20 protein-coding genes are annotated in these 21,376 nt (G+C 45.1%); 19 read left to right on the top strand and 1 reads right to left on the bottom strand.

Annotation, left to right across the window (positions count from 1 at the left end; translation table 11 throughout):
* Positions 1 to 93: 93 nt before the first annotated feature.
* From mobH to HV314_RS26625, 18 genes are all read left to right on the top strand, one after another.
* Positions 94 to 2,796, top strand: coding sequence for a MobH family relaxase (mobH, locus tag HV314_RS26540; RefSeq protein ID WP_007372219.1), 2,703 nt, complete (start codon positions 94 to 96; stop codon positions 2,794 to 2,796).
* On the top strand, positions 2,789 to 4,765 hold the full coding sequence (gene traD / locus HV314_RS26545) for a conjugative transfer system coupling protein TraD (RefSeq protein ID WP_048242093.1): 1,977 nt from the start codon (positions 2,789 to 2,791) through the stop codon (positions 4,763 to 4,765). Before mobH ends, traD begins: the two co-directional genes overlap by 8 nt.
* Positions 4,766 to 4,767: 2 nt before the next feature.
* Positions 4,768 to 5,154 carry a hypothetical protein gene (locus tag HV314_RS26550; protein WP_009654243.1) on the top strand — a complete coding sequence of 129 codons (387 nt, stop codon included), beginning with the start codon at positions 4,768 to 4,770 and terminating at the stop codon, positions 5,152 to 5,154.
* Positions 5,139 to 5,789, top strand: a complete 651-nt coding sequence (locus HV314_RS26555; RefSeq protein ID WP_007372221.1) for a DUF4400 domain-containing protein — start codon at positions 5,139 to 5,141, stop codon at positions 5,787 to 5,789. The genes HV314_RS26550 and HV314_RS26555 overlap by 16 nt, the downstream gene beginning before the upstream one ends.
* Before the next feature lie 84 nt (positions 5,790 to 5,873).
* The gene (locus HV314_RS26560; RefSeq protein ID WP_007372222.1) at positions 5,874 to 6,167 is read left to right on the top strand and encodes a hypothetical protein; all 294 of its coding nucleotides are present in this window, start codon (positions 5,874 to 5,876) and stop codon (positions 6,165 to 6,167) included.
* On the top strand, positions 6,164 to 6,982 hold the full coding sequence (locus tag HV314_RS26565; RefSeq protein ID WP_007372223.1) for a DsbA family protein: 819 nt from the start codon (positions 6,164 to 6,166) through the stop codon (positions 6,980 to 6,982). Before HV314_RS26560 ends, HV314_RS26565 begins: the two co-directional genes overlap by 4 nt.
* Positions 6,983 to 7,031: 49 nt before the next feature.
* On the top strand, positions 7,032 to 7,316 hold the full coding sequence (gene traL, locus HV314_RS26570; RefSeq protein WP_007372224.1) for a type IV conjugative transfer system protein TraL: 285 nt from the start codon (positions 7,032 to 7,034) through the stop codon (positions 7,314 to 7,316).
* Complete coding sequence (locus HV314_RS26575; protein ID WP_007372225.1) at positions 7,313 to 7,939, top strand: TraE/TraK family type IV conjugative transfer system protein; 627 nt, start codon at positions 7,313 to 7,315, stop codon at positions 7,937 to 7,939. The genes traL and HV314_RS26575 overlap by 4 nt, the downstream gene beginning before the upstream one ends.
* Before the next feature lie 159 nt (positions 7,940 to 8,098).
* Entirely contained in the window at positions 8,099 to 9,217 is a 1,119-nt protein-coding gene (locus HV314_RS26580; RefSeq protein WP_016241588.1) for a TraK domain-containing protein, read from the top strand.
* 4 nt (positions 9,218 to 9,221) lie between these two features.
* Positions 9,222 to 10,619 (top strand): TraB/VirB10 family protein, encoded by a 1,398-nt coding sequence (locus HV314_RS26585; protein ID WP_007372227.1) that lies wholly within the window; start codon positions 9,222 to 9,224, stop codon positions 10,617 to 10,619.
* The gene (gene traV, locus HV314_RS26590) at positions 10,616 to 11,182 is read left to right on the top strand and encodes a type IV conjugative transfer system lipoprotein TraV (protein WP_016241587.1); all 567 of its coding nucleotides are present in this window, start codon (positions 10,616 to 10,618) and stop codon (positions 11,180 to 11,182) included. The genes HV314_RS26585 and traV overlap by 4 nt, the downstream gene beginning before the upstream one ends.
* A 93-nt stretch (positions 11,183 to 11,275) precedes the next feature.
* Positions 11,276 to 12,874 carry a YadA-like family protein gene (locus HV314_RS26595; RefSeq protein ID WP_007372228.1) on the top strand — a complete coding sequence of 533 codons (1,599 nt, stop codon included), beginning with the start codon at positions 11,276 to 11,278 and terminating at the stop codon, positions 12,872 to 12,874.
* A 180-nt stretch (positions 12,875 to 13,054) separates the two neighbouring features.
* Positions 13,055 to 13,819 carry a DsbC family protein gene (locus HV314_RS26600; RefSeq protein WP_007372229.1) on the top strand — a complete coding sequence of 255 codons (765 nt, stop codon included), beginning with the start codon at positions 13,055 to 13,057 and terminating at the stop codon, positions 13,817 to 13,819.
* Between the two features lie 27 nt (positions 13,820 to 13,846).
* Positions 13,847 to 16,333, top strand: coding sequence for a type IV secretion system protein TraC (traC, locus tag HV314_RS26605; protein WP_007372230.1), 2,487 nt, complete (start codon positions 13,847 to 13,849; stop codon positions 16,331 to 16,333).
* On the top strand, positions 16,330 to 16,602 hold the full coding sequence (locus HV314_RS26610) for a hypothetical protein (protein ID WP_007372231.1): 273 nt from the start codon (positions 16,330 to 16,332) through the stop codon (positions 16,600 to 16,602). Before traC ends, HV314_RS26610 begins: the two co-directional genes overlap by 4 nt.
* Before the next feature lie 10 nt (positions 16,603 to 16,612).
* Positions 16,613 to 17,137 carry a signal peptidase I gene (lepB, locus tag HV314_RS26615; protein ID WP_007372232.1) on the top strand — a complete coding sequence of 175 codons (525 nt, stop codon included), beginning with the start codon at positions 16,613 to 16,615 and terminating at the stop codon, positions 17,135 to 17,137.
* Positions 17,131 to 18,444, top strand: a complete 1,314-nt coding sequence (locus HV314_RS26620; protein WP_016241583.1) for a TrbC family F-type conjugative pilus assembly protein — start codon at positions 17,131 to 17,133, stop codon at positions 18,442 to 18,444. The genes lepB and HV314_RS26620 overlap by 7 nt, the downstream gene beginning before the upstream one ends.
* The gene (locus HV314_RS26625; RefSeq protein ID WP_007372234.1) at positions 18,441 to 19,508 is read left to right on the top strand and encodes a TraU family protein; all 1,068 of its coding nucleotides are present in this window, start codon (positions 18,441 to 18,443) and stop codon (positions 19,506 to 19,508) included. The genes HV314_RS26620 and HV314_RS26625 overlap by 4 nt, the downstream gene beginning before the upstream one ends.
* A 48-nt stretch (positions 19,509 to 19,556) precedes the next feature.
* Here the strand turns inward: HV314_RS26625 and HV314_RS26630 are convergent, their stop codons facing one another.
* A complete protein-coding gene (locus tag HV314_RS26630) occupies positions 19,557 to 20,300 on the bottom strand; it encodes an AcaB family transcriptional regulator (protein WP_048242087.1) in 744 nt (247 codons plus the stop codon).
* A gap of 437 nt (positions 20,301 to 20,737) precedes the next feature.
* Between HV314_RS26630 and HV314_RS26635 the strand changes: the two genes are divergently transcribed.
* Positions 20,738 to 21,349 (top strand): hypothetical protein, encoded by a 612-nt coding sequence (locus tag HV314_RS26635; RefSeq protein WP_009653893.1) that lies wholly within the window; start codon positions 20,738 to 20,740, stop codon positions 21,347 to 21,349.
* Positions 21,350 to 21,376: the final 27 nt, after the last annotated feature.

Raw genomic sequence — 21,376 nt, forward strand, 5'->3', positions numbered from 1 at the left:
TATGTTTTATGAAGACAAAACGTCGTCATTTTCCAGCACGATTTTTTTCTCAATCGGTTAACTTACAAGGTACTTAACCGGAGAAATCTTTTAATGCTGAGACACATTAAAAATATTCTGAATACTTTTTTGCCTGATAACAAAAAGGCTACCACTGATCTATTCGGTGACGAAATCGATATGTCAGTAGATGAAGAAATCGGGAAACTCATTTCATCACGAGATAATATGCGCTATCCGGCAAGCGAAATCGGATTCCCGGCTCAAGTACCGGGTGAGTACGTATTACGTCATTACCAGAAACCACTTGTGATGGCGATTAAACGAGAACTGGATATTAGGGACTCTGAGTTTAATCAGCTTATTCTTCCTATGCTGATAAATTTCGCTAACTTTGTTCACCTCTTCCCGGCATCCGAAAACCATCATCACCGTGCTGCAACCGGATTGTTGCGTCATTCATTGGAAGTGTGTTTCCAGTGTATCCGGCGTTCTAAAAACATCGAGTTTGATTCAATGGCGGTTCCCGTACATAAATCAAATCGTGCATTAGCATGGCGACTTGCAGTCGCAGCTGGTGGGCTACTTCATGACCTCGGGAAACCATTTACCGATTTTGAAGTATGGAACGAAGACGGGAAAATTCACTGGCCTCCAGGCCATGAACCAATCCATGTCTGGGCAAAAGAGAACAATGTAAAAAGATACTATCTTGTATGGAAACCAGGCCGTCACCGCCAGCATACCTCCAGCACGAGCAATATGTTGTTGATGATCATGCCAAAAGAAATGCATGTTTACCTTCTTAACGGCGGGAATGATATTTTCAATGAATTGACCCGGGCACTGAATGCCAGTGCGCAGCTCAATGCAGAAAAAATCAGTGGTCAGGACGTCAAAAACAAGATCCTCACTACCATTAAGGCCGCCGACTCAGCATCCGTTAACTATGATATGCGGCAATACGCCGGTGATGCGATTCGTGCAAGCCAGTCAGGTGTACCTGCGGTTCAGCGTGTAGTTGATGCCATGCGCCATAGATTGAAAAAAGGAGATTGGATTCCCAACAAGCCAGGAAGCCCTGTATGGGTGACTACCTATGGCGTATTCATCGTCTGGGGTGTTGCGGTCAAGGATATTATTGAGACCGTTAGGAACTCCGGCGCTGTTATTCCACAAACCCAGAATAGTCTGGCTGACCTGATGCTAAGTTATCATCTCTGTCGACCAAACGTTCACCAGGACGATGACACTGCATACTGGCGTATTGCCCCTCATATCTTGAATGATAAAAGTTCAAGAGAAAGCAAAGACCCTAAAGTTGCGTTGAGCTGCATCCTTCTGATATCTCCAGAAGTACTATTTGTCGATACTGTTGACCCTCTACCATGCAGCAGCCGCATCCGTATTGAAGGTAAATGGGTGGAATACCTGACCGGGAGGCCAAACCAGCCAAAACTCGTCGAAAGCGAACCCTACATTGGTCAGAAGCCGGTTCCGTCAACCGGAATACCGAATGAGGTCGACCGCTCAGTTTTACAGGGCGGAACAATCATTGCTGATGAACAGGAATCTCCACTGGAGAGTATTTTTGGAAACCGACAGGTTACGCCGGAAAACGCCCACGAACTGCTGCATAAGCTCAATCTGCTTTCTGATGAGGACTACAATCGTGTAAAGGAAAGAAATACCAGTACCAAAAATCAAAAAGATTGTCTGGATGACACTAATTCACCAACAACTGAGCTGGCGGGCAGCGGGGAATCAAAAGGGCTCAAAGATAATCAACCAAAGCCAGTGTCGGAGAATAATGAACCCAAGCGCCGTCTTTCCCTCAAAGAAACCCTGGCATCGGCACAAACAGAGATTGAGTTCTCTGTACCCAGTTCACTTATAAAAGAACCAAACCATAAAACTCTGAACGAAACCCTTGAGTTTCATTCAATCATCAACTCGTATAATAGCAACGAACCAACTTCAAGCGATGCATTGGATCAGACCCAGCCCTCACCTACCCGTCAGGCATTAAAGGAAATTCAGCTGCACCAGGATGCTGTCGATACCGGCATTCAGTCTGGTGAGGTAATTGATGATTATTCAATTTACGAAGATTATGATTCCATGTGGCAGGATGACGTGAAAGCTGATAACGATTTTGGTTACTCGGCTCATGCGGATACTTCGGCCAACATACCGGCTAACGTAAAATTTTACGATAAATTTAGTCAGCTATACGTATCTGGTCTTGAAGCGGCCAAAGAATTTCTCGTTAAATATGTTACCGACCACTCAGACGATCTTTTCATTGAATCAGGCCACTTAATCATTGCTATTGATAAAGATTTTGATGAGCGTAATTATGCTCTGCTTCAGGACTCCAACTGGTTATGGCAAAGGTTTATGGAAGCCCCAGCCCAGTATTATTTCCATCGTACTCAGAAGTGCTTATATCTCAGAAAAGAACTTAATAATGATATCGACTTGCTGATGGATGGGAAGTTTAACGATCTGCTTTACTCTGCTTTAACTGATGTTTCTGATAAAGATTACAACATTACAGATTTATGCAATGAAATGATTTCAAAAGGTATGCTGAAGCGAACCTATTCTGGAGAGCCTGTCATTGCCGTAAGCGTTGCCTTAAAGCGACGTATTGCGGATGAACTCGGCATTGATATTACTCAATTGCAGAAGATTATGCTGATGCACTTTGATTTCTATTCAAAGACCGGTGTTGACTACATTCTTCCTAATAGTGAACGAATGCATAATCAAATGGTGGATAAAGATGAGTGAGTGGAAATATAACTTACGTTGGCGCACAAATTTTGAAGGCCTTGAGACTCTTGGTTGGACAGCAGGTATAGCCGCAACTATCGGGGTTAATACACTGTTTAACATGCCATCTCTACCCTGTTACCTCTCAGTTGCAGTCCAGGCTGCTTATGGTATTCGTAGTCTCCCGGCAGCATGGGATATTTATACGCACAAACGCCGCCTGAAGCGAAAACCAAAACCACTCGTAATGGACATGAAATCATTTATCGAACAGATGATTCGTGAGCCTGACAGCTATCTTATTTGCAGAGGCTTTGAGTGGGGCCAGAATGAGGGTCAACTGGCATCTGAGTTGATAAAGCGTGACATAAAGAAATTTGTAGCCAAACCATCCAAAAATTTTATGGGCCTCGGCTGGATTCATGCGCTAGGTAAAAAAAACGAATGGATCGGAATTTCTGAAGAACTTTTATCGTTGCATACGCTTATAACTGGCACAACCGGCTCAGGCAAAACAACATATTTTAAACTACTTATTCTTCAAGCCGCACTAAAAAAACAACCACTAATCCTCATTGACCCCAAAAATGATGAAGAACTGGCTGAATGGATGAAGTTCTGTCTGGAATTGGTGGATCGCTCAACGAAATATAATTACGTTTCATTGGCGCATCCTGAAAAATCAGCTCGAATATCTCCAATTACTAACTACACTCAGGCTGGCGAGGTAGCTAACAGAATTACATCGGTTATTCAACGTGCTGATAGTACGAGCAATCCGTTTGTTTCATTTGGTATTATGTCATTAACTACGGTTGTTGAGCTGATGAAAATCTGTGAAATCAAACCGACTTTACGCAATATTAAATCACAACTGAGTGCTGACATCTCTTCATTAGCATCTCTATTGATTATGGCCATCACTAAATTCGGCCACAAGACTTTAGGAGAGTCCGATTTCGACATTATTTTACAGGCGAAAATTGACCGTTACTCGTCTAAAATTAAAGGCCCAAAAGAAATAGCAGAAATATGTGCAGACATTTACCGAAATGACATTAAAGGTAATAAAGGGAAAGGCGATACTTCAATTGAAGCCGGTATTGATATGTTCGGTCATCAGCGCGAACACTTCCAGAAAATGATTCTGAACGTGATGCCAATTCTTAGTCAACTAACTCAAGGGTTTATGTCAGAGTTGTTATCCCCTGACAGTGCTGATGAAGATGAACTGAATGATACTCGTCCAATTTCGAATATTCAGGATATCATCACTACCGGGGGAATGTTGTATTTGGGGTTAAATTCCCTTGCAGATGCTGAGACTGGATCTGCGGTCGGTTCTATTTTCCTGTCTGATATAACATCTGTTAGCTCGACTGTGTACAATTTTTTAAAACCTGGTGGTCAGGACTTGGCTTCTGTAATGGTGTTAATCGATGAAGCAGCTGAAGTTATTAATGACCAAGTTATTAAAATGTTGAATAAAACCCGTGGTGCTGGGTTCCGCTTATTTATTTCGTCGCAATCGACTTCCGACTTCGAAGCCCGTCTCGGTTCAGAAGCCAAAATGAAGCAGGTTATAACCAATACGAACCACTTTACGGCGCTACGCACACCAGATCCTGATGCCCAGGAAGCAGTCATGAAACGAGTACCACCGACAAAGTTCAAATATATTATGCGTGGTCATGGCTCCAGCGCAGGTGCAGATCCTGAACAAATCACCGGCAGTGTCGGGGAACGATTGATGGAGGAAGAAGGCGAGTTATTTCAATCTCAACTGCTAGGTTGGTTACCCAACCTCGAATGCATGGCCATAAATCAGGCTAATAAAATAGTAAAAGGTAAAGTCCCCGTCATATTAATGCCGAGGAATGAGTCCGAGTTAAGCGATGTCCGAACTATCGCTAAAAAGTACCTTTCAATCTACGAACGTCAACAAAAGGTTCGTGGTGAAAAATCACGTATCAGCGCCGAGGGGTAAATATGATTAAAACCAAAACTCTATTAAAGCGTAAAGATGATCAAGCCTCATATGACGGTTTGACCATGATCTGGCCATGTGTTGATGGCATCACTGGGCAAATGTTAGCTCTACTGAAAACCCTTACTCCTGATGAACGCGTTGGTGCAGCAGTGAGCTCCGCTATCAAAGCTTATCATCAGGACAACGAGCAGGAGCTGAATGACTGGGAGCGGCTTGCGATCTATATCATTGAGCTTGGCTTGTTCGTTTGCCGGGAACTTCAACACACGTTGAATTTCTGTGAAATTACTTCACGGATAAATCTCCCGAGAAAGCTAACCAACGAACTGATTATCCAGGCTGGGAGGAAGGCGAAGATTGGGGATATCGAATGTCTGATAAGTTGAATGAGGAAAAGTGGCCTAAGACGATAAAGACACTGATCATCTGGAGTTCGACGATTCTCCTTTTTATCTCTGTCTTCTTTCCGGTTGAGTATTTTAAGTCTAATGCTCTGAAAGAAATCGCATGGGGTCATAAAATGATAGGCGAAAAAGATTTCGTCATGGTATTGCAAAAGGCTCGCGACAATTATACTGAAGCATTTGTAAATACGGGGATTGATAAGGCGTTAAAGGATTTTTACCAGCTTCCTCCCAGCGACATGGCCAACCACGGCGGGCCACTGAAATACTTTGTTGGGCTTTTCCAGAACATTGCCGAGAACCTGAATTATTGGCTCTACATGATTATGTATCGTTTAACACTTGATATGTATTGGTTACCGTACATGGCCGTGGTCATCATCCCGTCTCTGTTTGCAGGGGTAATGCGGTGGATGGCAAAAAGATATAACTTTGGATATGCCAGTCCGTTTCTTAACCGTCGTAGCATGGTATTGATTGGCTGGGGTGTATATAGCGTTCTCCTGTCGCTTTTTATACCGTTACCTGTGCCTCCAATGATCGGGGCACTCATAATGATAGTAATGATTCCTATTGGTTCATCTCTACTTATTTCAAACCTACCAAAACGTATTTAACCTTAAGAAAAGCACCTCAATTTGCGGTGCTTTTCTTTTTCCTCAATATTTCATGTTTGTTAAATTAGCTGTGCGAGGTGATGCATGACTAATTCGAAACCATTTATTCTTTCTGCCCTGCTCTGCCTGACGTTTACCGTAGGGATGATTAGCTATTTGCTAATTTCTGATGTCCCAGAAAAAATCCGTATCCTCAATCAGAAGATCACGGCATCAACTTACCCTCAGTCACGGGATGTCCTGAACAAAGACATGGCTGAAATCATACTGCCCTATCTTAAAAAGCAAAAAGCTGCTGAGGCGTCTCAGGTCAAAGTCCAAAAGCCAAACGAAATCTATACGCCGGAACAATTGCAGCAATCAAGAGGCTACAAATGAAAAAGAACATTTTGAACTCTCTTATATTTGGAATTCCGCTCATGGTTATGGTAAGCACGGCTGCATTTTTTACTTACCAAATCGATAGACAGTCCCAACTTCTTAATGACCTAGCGATCGTTGCTGAGACTCACAAGCCCGTAGTAAACAACAAAAGCGAACTACTGGACGCATTTGCAAAATACATTAATGCAGCGGGCCTAAAACCTGAATCGCAGAAACAATCCAATGTCGGTTACCGGACTGGAAACAAACCCGATACCGCCTATGCGCCTTCTACGGACAACGAACGTATTTATGGGAACCCGGATGCTCAGTTCTATATCATTGAGTATTCCGATTTTGAATGTCAGTACTGCAAACAACATTTCCCAATCGTTATGGATCTCGTGGATTCATCACAAGGGAATATTGCGATGGTTTTCAAACATGTTCCTGTTCACGGGCAGGCTTCCCGTACTGAAGCTTTAGCAGCGGAGTGTGCTGTTGAGCAGGGAGGAAATCCATCTTTCTTCCAGTTATCTAAAGCGTTATTCCGCTACAGCCAATCTGACGGGCACGGTCTTAGCGCACCGCTAGACCAAATCGCCCGCGAAACTGGTTTAGACCCGAACCGCTTACTTGAATGTATCAATGCGGCCAGGCCGTCCAGCAAGATAGCCGACGACGTTCGTGAAGCAGGTCAGCTTGGTATCCAAAAGACCCCTACAAACATTGTTGTCTACGGTGATAAGTCAGCCATTGTTCAGGGCGCAGTAGATGGAGCAGGCCTTATGCAAATGATGGCTCAGCTTGCAGGCTCTGGTCAGAAATAGGCGCATTTTGTCGTCAATAAATCTGAAAAAATTCATATGAGAGGTCATCATGGAACCTGTTTATATTTCTCACTCGATTGACGAACCACCAAAGTTATTTTTTTGGTCGATTGATGAAGCCATGCCATTTTTCGTTGCTCTCGCGGTTGGGATTATCACTGGACGATTATTACCGATGATAATTCTGGGTGTTGTAGTTTCACGTGTTTATGGCGGTTTTCTGGCGCGAGCTTCTGAGAAATATTTTATGCACCTCTGTTACTGGAAATTCGGAGTCACATTCGGTGGTGGCACTTTTGTACCTGAATCCTTCGACCGGGAGTTTATTGTATGAATATCCATAATTTCAAAAAAGGGTTAGTTGGACTTCAGTTAGAAAACAAAAGTTTCAAGTTAATCTCTGCCTCAATGATTCTGGCAAACCTTGTACTTGGTTATGCTCTGTTAGCCAAAACACAACCCATCACTATTATTCCGCCAAACCTTACAGAAACAGCCTGGCTGGATGAAAAAGCCGCCAGCAGCTCTTATATGAAGGCATGGGCGTTATATATAGCCGACAGTTTTGGAAATGCTAACCCAGCCACTTTAGATCTACTCAAGAATTCTATCGGCCCGTTTCTTGACGCTTCAATTTACACAAAAGTTATGAAAGCAATGGACGACCAGATTGACCAAATTAAGCGCGACCGAATCTCGCTTTCTTTTAATCCGGTCGGGGTTATCACCGACCCGTTAGCAGTTGGTACTTTTTATGTCACCGGTAACCAAACTCTCGAAGGTATCACCGGCAAACCATCGACCACGCCAGTCTATTACGAGATTACTGTTAACGTAAAAGGCTACCGGCCCATTATTACGTTCATTGAGATAAAGAGTGGCAAACCGTTGCTGCCAAGTGAAGAAGATAAACACAAAGGTCAAAGGCAGAAATCTTCGGCAGCTCGAACTTCCTGACAGAATTTCGTTAGTTGATTTAACCGAGATATAAATCTTTAAGCGAGAGATTAATAAATCAGCAATCAGTAAACAAAACGGATGTGCCGAAATGAATTTTCTGATTGGTAATAGCCAATTTAAAAATGAACGTAGTGTTGCCACTTATCGGGGGGCTAAATGTTGAATAGTAAACGCATAATTATCCTGTTGCTTACCGCGTCGTCCACATTAGCGACCCATAGCGTAACGGCGGGCGAAATGTCTGTTGATCAAGGCATGGTATTTGAGCAGCCTGATGCGCAGTCGCAACCCAAAGTCACTGCAAAACTCGCCTCTCGACCAGCATCCTCAACTCAGGCAATGCTCAGCACAGAAACACGCCCATATCCTGACAACTATACACCACCAGCAAGTAACTCTATCAATGGCGGGAGTGAACCAGCTATTGATGGCCGTAATATTCAACCAGTACCTGCTGCAATTGCCAGTCCCGTTCCACTCACAAAAGAAGTCATTCCTTCTCGGCTGGAATATATCGTTGCGCCTGGCGTGAACACCCTCGTACCGATTTCGATTAACCAGATCAACCGGCTTGTTACACCGTTTGAACACCCTGTAGTGCAGAAAGTTAAACAGGAGGGTGTAACTGTAAATGTAAAAGATAACGCTCTCTACGTTTCCACCTCAGACAGTAACCCGGCAAGTCTCTATATCAGTGAGAAAGGTGACGAAAGTGTAGCGATCTCCGTGTCGTTAGTACCTCAGAAAATTGCACCGGTGCAAGCCACTCTCATGCTTTCACGAAAGCTGAACAACACGAGTACTTCTGGTGTTATGCCTGCGGCATATAACAACTATGGTGGAAGCGAAGTCAAAGCCAGGCGATGGGAACAGAAAGATAATTACATCGAGACGATTCGCAACATAATGCGAACCATCGCGCTTGGGGACATTCCACCCGGATACTCTCTGGGAAATCTCTCTTCAGGAGTTGGTATCCCGAACTGTAATTTCCGCACGGGTACTGACCAGGATCAGATTCGCTACTCCTTTGCAAATGGCCAGTATCTTCAGGGTAGTCAATTCAGTGTCATCATCGGCGTTGCACAAAACACTGGTTCATCAACAGTAATGGTTGATGAATCACTCTGCACCCATCCTCAGCTTGCAGCAAGAGCACTATGGAGTCGCAACACTCTCCAGCCTGGCCAGCGAACTGAAGCTTACTTCGTTATCCGCAACATCCAGCCAAACGAACAAGCTAACGATTCCATGCGCCCTAAACTCGCGGAGTAAAATCATGCTTATCCCCTTAAAAGAGAAATGGGCCTCAATTTCAGCAAAGCATAAAAAATGGGTTTTATGGGCTGGCGTATTTACTTTCGCCGTTCTTTTTTTGCTCTTGGTTATACCCGACTCAGCTGGCCCCCGAAATCGAGCGCCACAAGAAAAAGTGATTGCCAGCGTCCTTACCGATGGTGATACCAATGGAGTTAGCCAGAATGCTATTGCGGCGCGAATTCGCGCACTCGACAAGACCATTAAAGAGCAAGGTCAACTGATTAAAACGTTAACCGAGAAATATGGTGCTGATCAGACAGCTCAGCGTCTTAGCAATCTGGAGAACAACCAGAAAAAATCAGGCGCTGAGGTTGCAGCTATTAAGAAACGCGTTGATACCGTCTCTAACCCTGTGCCTTACTCACAACAGTCTCGCGGAGCGACACCACTGGCTGGAAACGGCCAACGTAACGTCCCTACTCTGTATAAACCTGAAGAGATATCTGCCCCTTCAGTTGCGCCAAGAAACTCAGGAAGTTTCAATAACGGGAAAACATTACAGCGCGTATACGAAGATGCGGCCCCCCCTGTCGTACCGGAACCCGCAGCAAACCAGCGTCAGCAGAAAGGGAAGGATGGCAAAGCAGTACCAAGCCAGGCAACTCCTGAAATCATCACTGTACAGGAAGATATTGAAGCCGCACCCGTTGCTGACGAAGATGATAACCCCGAGAACCAGACCTACCTTCCTGCAACGTCGATCATAAGTACTGTTTTGATTGCGGGGATGGATGCACCAACATCTCGTGATGCACGAAAAGACCCTTATCCGGCGCTGGCCAGGGTGAAAAAGGATGCAATTCTCCCAAACCGTTTCCGTGCAGATATACGTGAATGCGGAATGCTTGCAGCTGGGTTCGGTGATTTGTCCTCCGAAAGAGCTTATTTCAGATCGGAAGTCATAACGTGCATTCGGGATGACGGTGCAGTTTTTGAAGCCCCACTCGTAGCCTACGCTGTTGGTGAAGATGGTAAATCAGGTGTTCGTGGTCGACTGGTTACCAAACAAGGGCAATACCTGGCACGAGCCCTGACCGCTGGCTTCCTACAGGCTGCATCTCAGCTCTTTAACGTACAGAGTATTCCGACAATCAGTATTAAACGCGATGGAGATAGTAGTGACGCTACTCCTTACCAGCAGGTTATGAGCTCTGACGCACTCCAGGGCGCAGCAGTTTCTGGCGTAGGTGGCGCATTGAATCGTCTTGCCGATTTCTATATGCAAATGGCCGGTGACCTTTTCCCTGTAATTGAAATTGATCCAGGCCGTAGTGTTGATTTTATTGTGCAAAAAGGGGTCATGCTGAAATTCACACGTGTTACTTCAAAAACTCAAACCGTTGGGGGCAAGAAATGATGACGAAGAAAATTGTATCGGCATTGTTTTTAGTTAGTGCCGGTTTTGCGATGTCGGGTTGCTCACTACTGGGCCAGAACGATGAATATGGATGCAAGGGAATGCCCAATTCGGTCACATGTATGAATGTCCGAGATGTGTATGCCCTGACCGATGGAGATGATTACCAGGAGCAGATTGACACCGCATCTGAAAACCAACTTTCGGGAAAGCCTGTGGAGGTTAAGCGGCTGCGCACTACAGCCGGGAACGGTGGACGGAATACTGCCGATGGTGGTCGATACGTCCCTGTGCCTGCTACTGCTGCTGATCCTCAACCCATCCGAACGCAATCTATCGTCATGCGGGTGCTGGTTGACCCCTATGAGACCGCAGATGGAGACCTTAACGTCCCTGGCTACGTCTATACCGAGATTGAGCCGCGTCGTTGGGAAGTCGGTGCAAGAAATAGTGCCACATCAACTGCTGTTATCAGACCAATGTCTGCACCGGTTGCCGCTGCTCCAGCACAATCCCAGGGTGAGACATCACAACCTCCTCAGAAAGGGAGTTACATTAAATAATTGTCCAGTAGTACCGGTATACCGGTACTACTTTTTTCATGTGCTGTATTCCTTGGTCGTCTTTTTAATACCCATCACTGAAAAGGTAAGCACATGAAACAAAAGTCATTATATATTGCTATTGTTCTGGCACTTCATTGTGCTGTAGCCGTGGCAGATAACTCAATCGATAGCACCCAAATTGACGAAGTTACTGTAAATGGTGATGGCAATAACATTTCAGGGCTAACACCCTGTGCAACCCCATCAAACTGTAAATCACCACTCGGCAACTCAAGTGTTTCAGGGAATAACAACACAATTACTTCGTTAACAAACTATATTATTACCGGAAGCAATAATGACTTATCATTTAGTTACGACCCAAGCCAATTCTGGAATGACTACGCCAATAGTTTCAATGTTTACGGGAATAATAATACTGGCACTGGTCTTTTTGATTTGAATCTGGTTGGGAGTGACAATAAAGTTCTAGGACAAAACCTTGCCGTTATGGGTTATAGCAATAACGTTTCAGGAAGTGCATTGCAAGTAATAGGCTCTTATAACGAACTGGATATGGTAGGTATGGGAGCAATTCTTGGTTCCAGAAACACTGCTACTAATTACGCTGGTTCTATAATGGGTACATTCAATACGGTGAGTGGTGGTTCCTACGCTTTGACTATCGGTTCCTTAAACAATATTACAGCTGCACCGATTAATGACCCCTCTGCTGTTTTTAAATTTGGCAACATCACAATCGGCACAATTAATACCATTGATTCCGACGAATCGATCGTGCTTGGCAACTACAATACTGTATCCGATGATAACGCAATTGTTATTGGTAATTATGCTTCTGCTTCAAATGGAGGTATTTCCATTGGGAACGGTTCATTCTCCAATAGTGCTGATACCGTATCGTTTGGTTCAGCTACGGTACAAAGAACACTGACTAATGTTGCTGATGGTTCCAGCCGGTATGATGCGGTGAACTATGGTCAGCTCATGAATTCCGTTAGTTCACTTCAGGCGTACACTGATAGTGCCATCAGTTCGTACCTTTCATCCATTGGCTCTGGCTCTAACACAACGCCACCTACTACAGGCGGAAATAACAATAACGGTACGGACGGCAGCGGGACAGGAAGTGGTACAGGGTCTGGTAGCAGTAACGACAATAGCCAGACTGCCACGGATACTAATACTTATACCGACGAGCGTGAAGTGTCGATCAACGCTCGTACCGACAGTCTAATTGCAACTGAAAGCGCATCCCGAGTTGCTGGCGATGCTCAAACTCTTGTAAGTGCAAACAGTCATACGGATGCCCGTGAATCTGTCATCAACTCAAGGACTGATTTCCTTGTCGATACTGAGCGCCAGTCACGGATTGATGGTGACCGACAGACCTTGGCTTCAGCTAATAGCTACACAAACCAGAAGTTCTCTGACCTTAAAAAGACGGTTGACCGTAATGATAAAAGAGCAAAAGCAGGCTCAGCAAGCGCAATTGCTATCGCTTCAATTCCCTTCCTCAATAACGTGTCGGGTTTTGGCATGGCGATGGGCGCGTACCGAGACCAGGGGGCAATTTCGGGAGGAGCGAATTACGCTATCAATGAAAAAGTAAACGTCCGCTTTAGCATGTCGGCTGATACAGCCGGTGGTGTTGGAGCTGGTGCAGGATTTGCGGTTGGCTTCCAGTAATAATAAAGCATAAATAAAAAGCCACTTTTTTGTGGCTTTTTATTTGGACTAATTGAGTAATTAAAACCGATATTAACATTTCATCACTTCCTTTTTTTGGGGACAGTTTGCAGCCCTTTTCCCTGCGGCAAAATAAATCAATATGTGAAAATGAAACCTCTCTCATTTGGAGCGGTTACTATGAACTTTATCAAACATGTCGCGACTGCGGCACTTTTGGTGGCACTTTCTGCATCAGCTTCTGTATTCGCCGATACAGTAAAAACAAACACCGGGAATATCGATACGATTTTCAATGAAAAAGCGTTCAAGAACATTCCTCAGAATTCGCAGGAAGTAAAACGTTTTGTCGTCCCTACTAACGGCATCATCGCACTAGAGATTGATGGGAAAGTTAATTTGCTGTCTTCTAATGGCCGCTTCGTTATACAGGGAACGCTCTATGACACATGGGCTAAAAAGCCTCTGACCACCATGAGCGAAATAACCAAGAACGCCAGCATCATTCCGATGAAAGAGCTGAACCTAAATATCGCGGACTTGCGCCCAGCCGTATGGGGCGATGGGCCTAAAAAGGTCATGATATTTACCGCACCTGGTTGTGAAGCCTGTGCAGCCCCACTTTCAGCACTTGCTGACCTCGACCCGAAAGAATTCACCGTTAGCGTTCTGTCGCTCGGAGCTCTGGGCCCGGCAAGCCAGCAGCGAAATATTGAATTGTATTGTGCATCCGACCGCTACCGCGCAGACCGCGCAATTATCAGCGGAAATTCCACTCAGAAATTCGACCAGGTAAAGAACTGCGATATGCAGGCTCTGGCTCGACGTGAAGTTACGGCTCAGATACTAGGTGTCAGCATGATCCCTTTCATTGTGCGTGATGACGGCTCCTACGTACTCGGCTCACCAAAACAAGGCCTCAAAAACTTTATCGAGAACAAGTAACACTTTCTTGGGAATCCTGGAGGCATTATGAGTGAATCTTTAATTTTTCAGCGACTCAAAAACCTGAAGCGTTTTTCTGACTTGTGTCCTGTACGTGCATATGACGAATCCAATCATTTGTTTATGTGCGACAACAAATATGTTGGTTTCGGATTTGTTTGTCGTCCCTTAAGCGGGACAACCGGCAAGGAGATGACTAACCTTCAAACGTTGCTGTCTTCCAACTTCCCCGCCAAAACTATCGTTCAGTTTGACCTGGTTGCAAGCCCAAACATCGTACAGAAAATTAACCGGATGGACGTATTGCGTATGGATTGCCGGGACGCAATCCTGCGTAACGCAATTTATAACCGCTCTAAATTCCTTTTGAAAAGCACCGAAACGCCGATGAAGCGAACCGGGACTCGCGTCCGAAATTGTGTGCTTCTCATTACAGTAAAAATTCCGATCAAATATAACTATGAAATGCGTGAAGAAGAATTCAATCACGTTAACGAGCTGCGGAATGTGTTCGAAACGACGCTGAGCATCACTGGTTTGTGTCCCGGTGCATTGACGCGTGAAAGTTACATCGATGTTCTGAGCTCCATTTGCAACCAGGGTGAAAGCGCCTCCTGGAGAGACCGGACGCCGGTACAGCCACAAGAAGACAAGTACATTTCAGAACAGTTAGTCGACCACGATCGCATGTTTTTCATTAAGAAAGACTATTGCGGTTTTGGTGATCCGACAGATTCCGAGCTTCGTGGAGAAGCACCTACACCGACAACGTTTGTGAAAACATTGAGTGCGCGAAAATTCCCGAAAAGATTCTTTCCCGGGCAAGCGCAATACTTTCTCGGCGATATGATGAGTGGTGTTACTGGAATTAAATCATCCTGCATCATCTCAATGAGCCTGATTTTCTTTGATCAGCAAAGTGAAAAAACTAAATTCACCTCGAAACGTAACTGGGTTGTTCAGCAAACCAGTGGCCCATTAATTAAGTGGGTTCCATCACTCATAAACTTGCGTGAGGGCTTCGATCTTCTTAGCGAAAAAGTTGATAACAACGACCCAATTTGCAAAGCCAAATTTACGGTATCAATCTTCTCTAACTCAAAAGATGGCGTGTTACGCGCTGCTCAGGAAGCTGCAAGTTATCTGAACACCTATCAGTTTAAGATGATCCCAGATACCTACTATGTTGCGCCAATTTTCCTGTCAGCTCTGCCAATGTTTAACGAAGCATCAGCAGAAAAGTCCATTGGCCGATATCGAACAATGGCACTCAGTGAAGCGATGGTACTTTCACCTCTCTATGCAGATTGGCAAGGTACAGACAAACCCGCCTTAATGCTGACATCGCGCTCTGGCCAGATCCAATCACTGGACTTGTTTGATTCTGATACTAACTATAACGCCTGTATCGCAGCTGAGTCGGGGTCGGGTAAGTCATTCCTGACAAACTACATTATCACCGCCTACAGAAGCCTCGGGGCTAAAGTCTGGTGTATTGATGTAGGTGACTCGTACAAAAATATCTGTGAGACCTACCAGGGCGATTATCTCGACTTCAATCCCAAAACCAGGCCATGTCTTAACTTCTTCGAACTGATCGAAGACTATTTCGGTGAGTCTGAAGATGATGACTCCAGTGGCGGTGAAGAAGATCTGATCATCGGATTGTTATCGGTGATGGCAGCTCCTAAAGAAGGTCTGAATTCATTCGAAGAGTCTCGACTTAAACAACATGTAGCTGATCTTGTCCGTGTACACAAGAAGCTGACCACCGTTGATATGGTTGCTGATTCACTGCTGAAAGATGAAGATAAAGACATTAAACGTATTGGCCATCAGCTCTATCCGTTCACGAGTGCGGGCCAGTACGGGAAGTACTTTGTTGGTAAGAACAATATCGACTTCAAAAATCCGTTCACTGTACTTGAACTTTCCCGACTGGAAAGTTCAGAACACCTTAAACAGGTTGTCCTCCTTCAGCTGATTTATCAAATCCAGCAGGACATGTTCATGGGCGACCGTAGCCAGATGAAGCTGGTCATTATCGATGAGGCCTGGGCATTGTTATCAGGAAATATCGGGGCGTTCATCGAGAAAGGTTATCGCCGGTTCCGTAAATATAACGGAGCTGCAATTACCATCACCCAGTCTATCAACGATATTTACAAAGATAGTATCGGGAAATCGATCGCAGATAACTCAGCCTTTATGCTCTTGCTGGGGCAAAGTGAATCCGCAGTGAACGAAGCTGAAGCAAATAAACGTCTGGCGCTGGACGAGGCTGGTTACCGGTTCCTTAAAACCGTTCGTTCCACGAAAGGTGTCTACTCAGAAATCTTTGTCATTTCTAAAGCGGGCCAGGGTATTTGCAGACTTGTGGTTGACCCATTCAGCTTACTTCTCTATTCGACTGACCCGAAAGACGTTGCCGCGATCAAAGACAGAAAGTCCCGGGGGATCAATACCGAAGAGGCTATCAACGAAATTCTGGTTGAGCGGGGGTTAGCCGCATGATTAAAACCGCTGCAATTGCGCTGCTTTTTGGTTTCATCGGAGCCGCCCTTTTTGGGCGGTTATTCCCACCAGCCTCGCCCTATGACTATGTTGCAGTCATCAACTTTATGGACGATAAAGGTCAACCGTTAGGTGAAGCCCAGTCAAGGCTGGTATTAGCCCGCGCTGAGAAACTGTCAGAGGCGGGGTATCTTGTGCTCAATGCCTCAGCCCTTTATAGCTACCCTACGGGGCTCAAGATCCCCCAGACCATCAACACTCAGCAATAGCGGTGGGCGAATGAATACACCCAAATCAGTATGGAGCTTAATATTTCGTAAAAAGCGAAGCTGGAGGCAACATATTGTTTTCAGCATCGTTGTTATTTTCTTAACCGCACCGCTGACGCTATACGTGCTTAACCGGTATGAGATTGGTATCGATCCACAAAATAACCAATGTCTTCCTCCGTACCGAATATATCTCGTCGATAAAATGGACAAATCAATCGTCAAAGGGAAAATTTACGCCTTTCATTCTGAGCTAATGCAACCATATGGCAAAGGGCTGAAAATTGTTGATGGCATTGCGGGAGACACAGTCTCCGTTGATCCCGAAGAGACTGCAATTAACGGCTCTATGGTCGGTGAGGGACTGGCATTAGCAGCAGAATCTGGCCATACCGAACAGGAGCTAACGCGTAGTGGTGTCGTACCGAATGGTCGCCTGTGGATGATGGGGCGCACCAGATACAGTTTTGATTCCAGGTACTGGGGATCATTAGACGAGTCACAAATTATAGGCCGAGCGTATCCATTATGGTAAAAAAAACACCTTTTCGACTTTCGATATTGGCATTTGTAACCGCTGTTGTTTTCACTCCAGTCTGGGCCGAAAACACTGGTATCTATTTAAGTGATCTGCCGTCAAGACCGGTATCCAACTTAGATAATATTCCGACAAGACCGGCTAATAACTACTCAGTCACTGACATTCAAAAAGCTAAGCGTCAATTATCTGCAACTGAAATGAAAGATATTGACAGTCTCATAAAAGCGGCTCGTGATAATCAAAATGCCACTGCCGACCGCGCTACTGACACGGTTAAAGATAATCGAAAAATGATGGGTGAAATGCCCGAGTATAAAAATACAGATGAACTAGTCGATGATGCGGTAAGAGGAGCGTTAGCAAAGTCTGATATGACTAACGAGAAACAAAATAAGCCAGCCGGTGATTTTATTTATATTCTCGTCTCCGCGTCTCTCAGCGATGCTGAAATCACCGACATTCTCAAGTTATACGATGGACGCACGGATATCGCTCTGGTTGTCCAGGGGGCAAAAGATAAAAAGAACCTGCTTGATGAACTTACCCACTGGCAGAAACTTTCCTTCGACTCCAAGTCTTCTCTGGCCGTAAACCTCGATCCAACTGTATTCAAAAACTACAACGTTAGTTCTGTACCGACCATTATCCATGAAAAAGATGGTGAGCTGGTGGCCAGGGTGACAGGCATCTATGACATCGCGTACCTGAAAGACAAGACCGGCGACCTTGGTGTGGCCGGGCCCGCTGTTGGGGTCGTAGAGAAGAACCTTATTGATGAACTACAGGAGAGTGTCGCTAAACTCGATTTTGATGGCATGAAGAAAAAGGCCATTGATAACTACTGGCCCCGCCAGGTTTTCCAGGAATTCCCGGAAGCGACAAAGCGAGCTACCAGAACCATCGATCCGACGGTCATTATCCCTCAAAACATTACTTCACCTAACGGCGATATCGTTGCAAAACGGGGGCGATTTAACCCGCTAACTGTGATGCCATTTACCATCAAGCTAATCTTTTTCGATGCACGTGAAGAATGGCAACGCCAGTTCGCCAGGTATCAGTTTGAACATACACCAGCCTCCCTCACGCCAATACTGGTCACGACAAACGTGTATGGTGATGGCTGGCAGACCTTCCGTGACACCAAGAAAGAATACGGTGACTTCGCAAGGCTATACATGATTCAGCCAGGCATGGCCGAACATTATGGTTTGATAAACGTGCCCAGCGTTGTGACAGCCGACAGTAAGCGATTCATTAATGATGAATATTCACGCAAAGATTTTGAGGAGCTGAAATGAAAAAAATTCTCTCAGTTCTGAAATCACCCAAGACCCTGGTGCTCGCATGTCTGGCTTTTACTATGCCGGTTTTTGCGGCTGACGTTTCATCACCCGTACAGAACAAGGTCTGTCATGATAACCAAGTCTTATCAGCGAAACTCATTACGGATGTTTGCTGGAACTGTATTTTCCCGATAAAGCTTGCCGGTATTAATCTGTCGATGACAGGTACTGCACCTGACAATGCAGCATCAGGGACAGTATGTGCCTGTAAGGATGGATTGAACGTCTATCACCCGGGTGTATTGACCGCGATGTGGGAACCGAGAAAGCTCATCGAGTTAACGAGAACACCCGGGTGCATGTCATCCCTAGGAGGGGTAACACTCGACCTTGGTAATGATTTGCAGTTTGGCCCGCAGACCGATGGAGCAGCCGAGGAACAGCGGGAGCGTTTCTCAATAAGTTTCTACAACGCACATATGTATGCTATGCCGTTATTAAGAATGTTGGATATGTATCTACCCGGTCAATGTAATGCCGACCCATACAGCGATTTTGATATCATTAATTTCACGGAGATTGACCCGACCTGGAATAATACGATGCTGGCATTCTTCCAGAACCCGGAATCAGCAGCTGTGGCTAACGTGATAGCAATGCAGGCTTGCGCCGGTGAAGCAGCGGCACAATTTGCAGGTAAACAGCCAATAGACTCACTTTGGTGGTGTGCCGGTTCCTGGGGTGGGCAGTATCCTTTAACTGGATCGGTACGGAGTATGGATGCCCCCAGAACAACCAGCCTGGTCGGGATCCGTATGCTGGCCGCAGAACATCGTCGTGGACTGGCCTACCGTTCGATGGGAAACGATACTGTTTGTCGCTCCAAGATTTACCCAACGTTGCCAAAGCAACAGTACAAATTGAATATGTTCTACCCTACCCCGGAGACAAAAAACAGTCATGAGGTCGGTGAGTCCCCATACCAATGGCAAGGTGGGCCTTTCCGTTATCCAACCGGTAAAGGCCAGGACAGCACCTACATGATTTTCCAGTGGGTAGATTGTTGCCGCACAATGTAATAAAAAAACCCTGCAATGCAGGGTTTTTAATTTCTGTTTTTCGTTGAATTAAGCCTGCCGTTTAATGGCCTCATTCTGATCATCATTCGCTTCATTACTGGCATCCTGCAACACCTTTGTTTCCTGGTCTACCTGGGTAGGTTCTGTCTCAGTGCTTCCAGCCAATTCTTTTTCAGCGGCCCGGCCATTGGCCTGATTAAGCTCATCAGCAGATGCCTGCGCGTGACGTTTGAGTGATGCTGCCAGATCACGAATGAGATTATGAAGACGAGACTTAAACTCCTCGACCTCATCCTGATTAAAACAGTTATTTAACCAGAGGGTATCGATGATCTGGTGCAATTTATCAAAGTTCTGAATAATGCGGATAACCCGCAGCGCTTGCGGCGTTCTGATGCGAACCTCATGTTCTTTTGGATGGGTATACCCGACTTCATTGAGGCTGCTGCGTTCTTCTTCTTTTACCGCACGGTTCAGAATAGCAATGTTATTTTCCAGTTCTTTCTCAGGCATGTCGATTACTTCGTTAACCGCCTTCAGTGTACGTTCAATCGCACCACTGTATTTAGTGCCAAGCCGTTCAAGGGCTCGGCTGTTATTGGTCAGATTGAAGAGAGCCTGGGAGATAATGTTAAAATTACGGGACTGTACCCGAATACCTTCCTGGGTGTGAAGAGTAAATTTCACGACAGCTTCAGGATTGGAATATTCGACACGAGAGTTAGGGGTTCGGTTATCCTGAGCCCCACTCTTTTTAGCTTGTTTTACGGTTTGTACCGGTGCTTTAGCCATAACAGAACCTCGGAGTTAATTTGTATGCCAATTGATTAGGCCAAAACTCAGGATAGTTGTCATTGAAAAATGGCTGCAATATGACCATGAAAAACCGACTTGAAAAATTAAACCAATATGCTTAAATGAATAAGAACCGAGCTGACGGACATCAGCACAACTTCCTAGTTAATTTCGCGCTCAACCAGCGCCCACCGGATGACCTCCTCCCGGGTTAACTACGCCTTCTACAGGCCCGAGCATCTCTGATGTGTTTAGGTTAAACCTGACATGTCTCTTTGCTTACCCAAACGGGTATTTTGGTTCTCAATCCCAAACAAAAAAAATTGTTAATCCTTTTAACTCCAGCGAATCAACAGATGTGCAGTTTTGTGTACATCCGTTTAGTTTACCTTTTAGGTAGCTAAATTTTCGCATTCTAAATTTATAGGTGATCTATGTCTGACCCAATCTCATTAATGGCAGGTATCGTATTTTTTGGTGCTGTGTATTACCGTGCCGAATATATCAGATTCCTTGGCCCAATCTGGCTGGCAATTTTTATAACGGAACGCGGTTTACTGTTCACTGGTCTCGGTTTTGTTACCGCGACTGTATGTGTAGTTGTTGCTTTACTCGTTATTTATAATTCATTCTTTACCAAGTCTGGGAAAAAATCTAATGAAGCAACTAATGGAAACATGGTTGAAGGTGTTTCTCGGGCTGGGTCAAATAATGACAAAGCCAAATATGCAAACCATCGTTTTGAAGGAAAGCTTGTTTACCACGGTCTCGAAAACTGGAAACACGATCCTAATAACGATAAATCGTATTTAGTCACAATACGTAGTGGTGGGAAAGACCATGAAATTTGGGCTGTTGGGCTCAAAAATGCTGTTGAGACTTGTGGAGCACAAGTTGGTGATATTGTTTCAGTCTGGAAAGAGTCTGAAGTAAGAACCGACAAAGCACAAGTGTTTGACGAAAGCGGTAAGGTTACAGGGTATCGTACTCTCCTTAACGAAAAACGTCGCGGCATTTGGGTTATGCAAGTACTCGCCGAAAGCTAAAATATTCTTAATTCAGGCTATAAGCCT

Origin of the sequence: Citrobacter sp. RHBSTW-00887 (assembly GCF_013728095.1) — a bacterium.
Classification (GTDB): Bacteria; Pseudomonadota; Gammaproteobacteria; order Enterobacterales; family Enterobacteriaceae; genus Citrobacter; species Citrobacter braakii.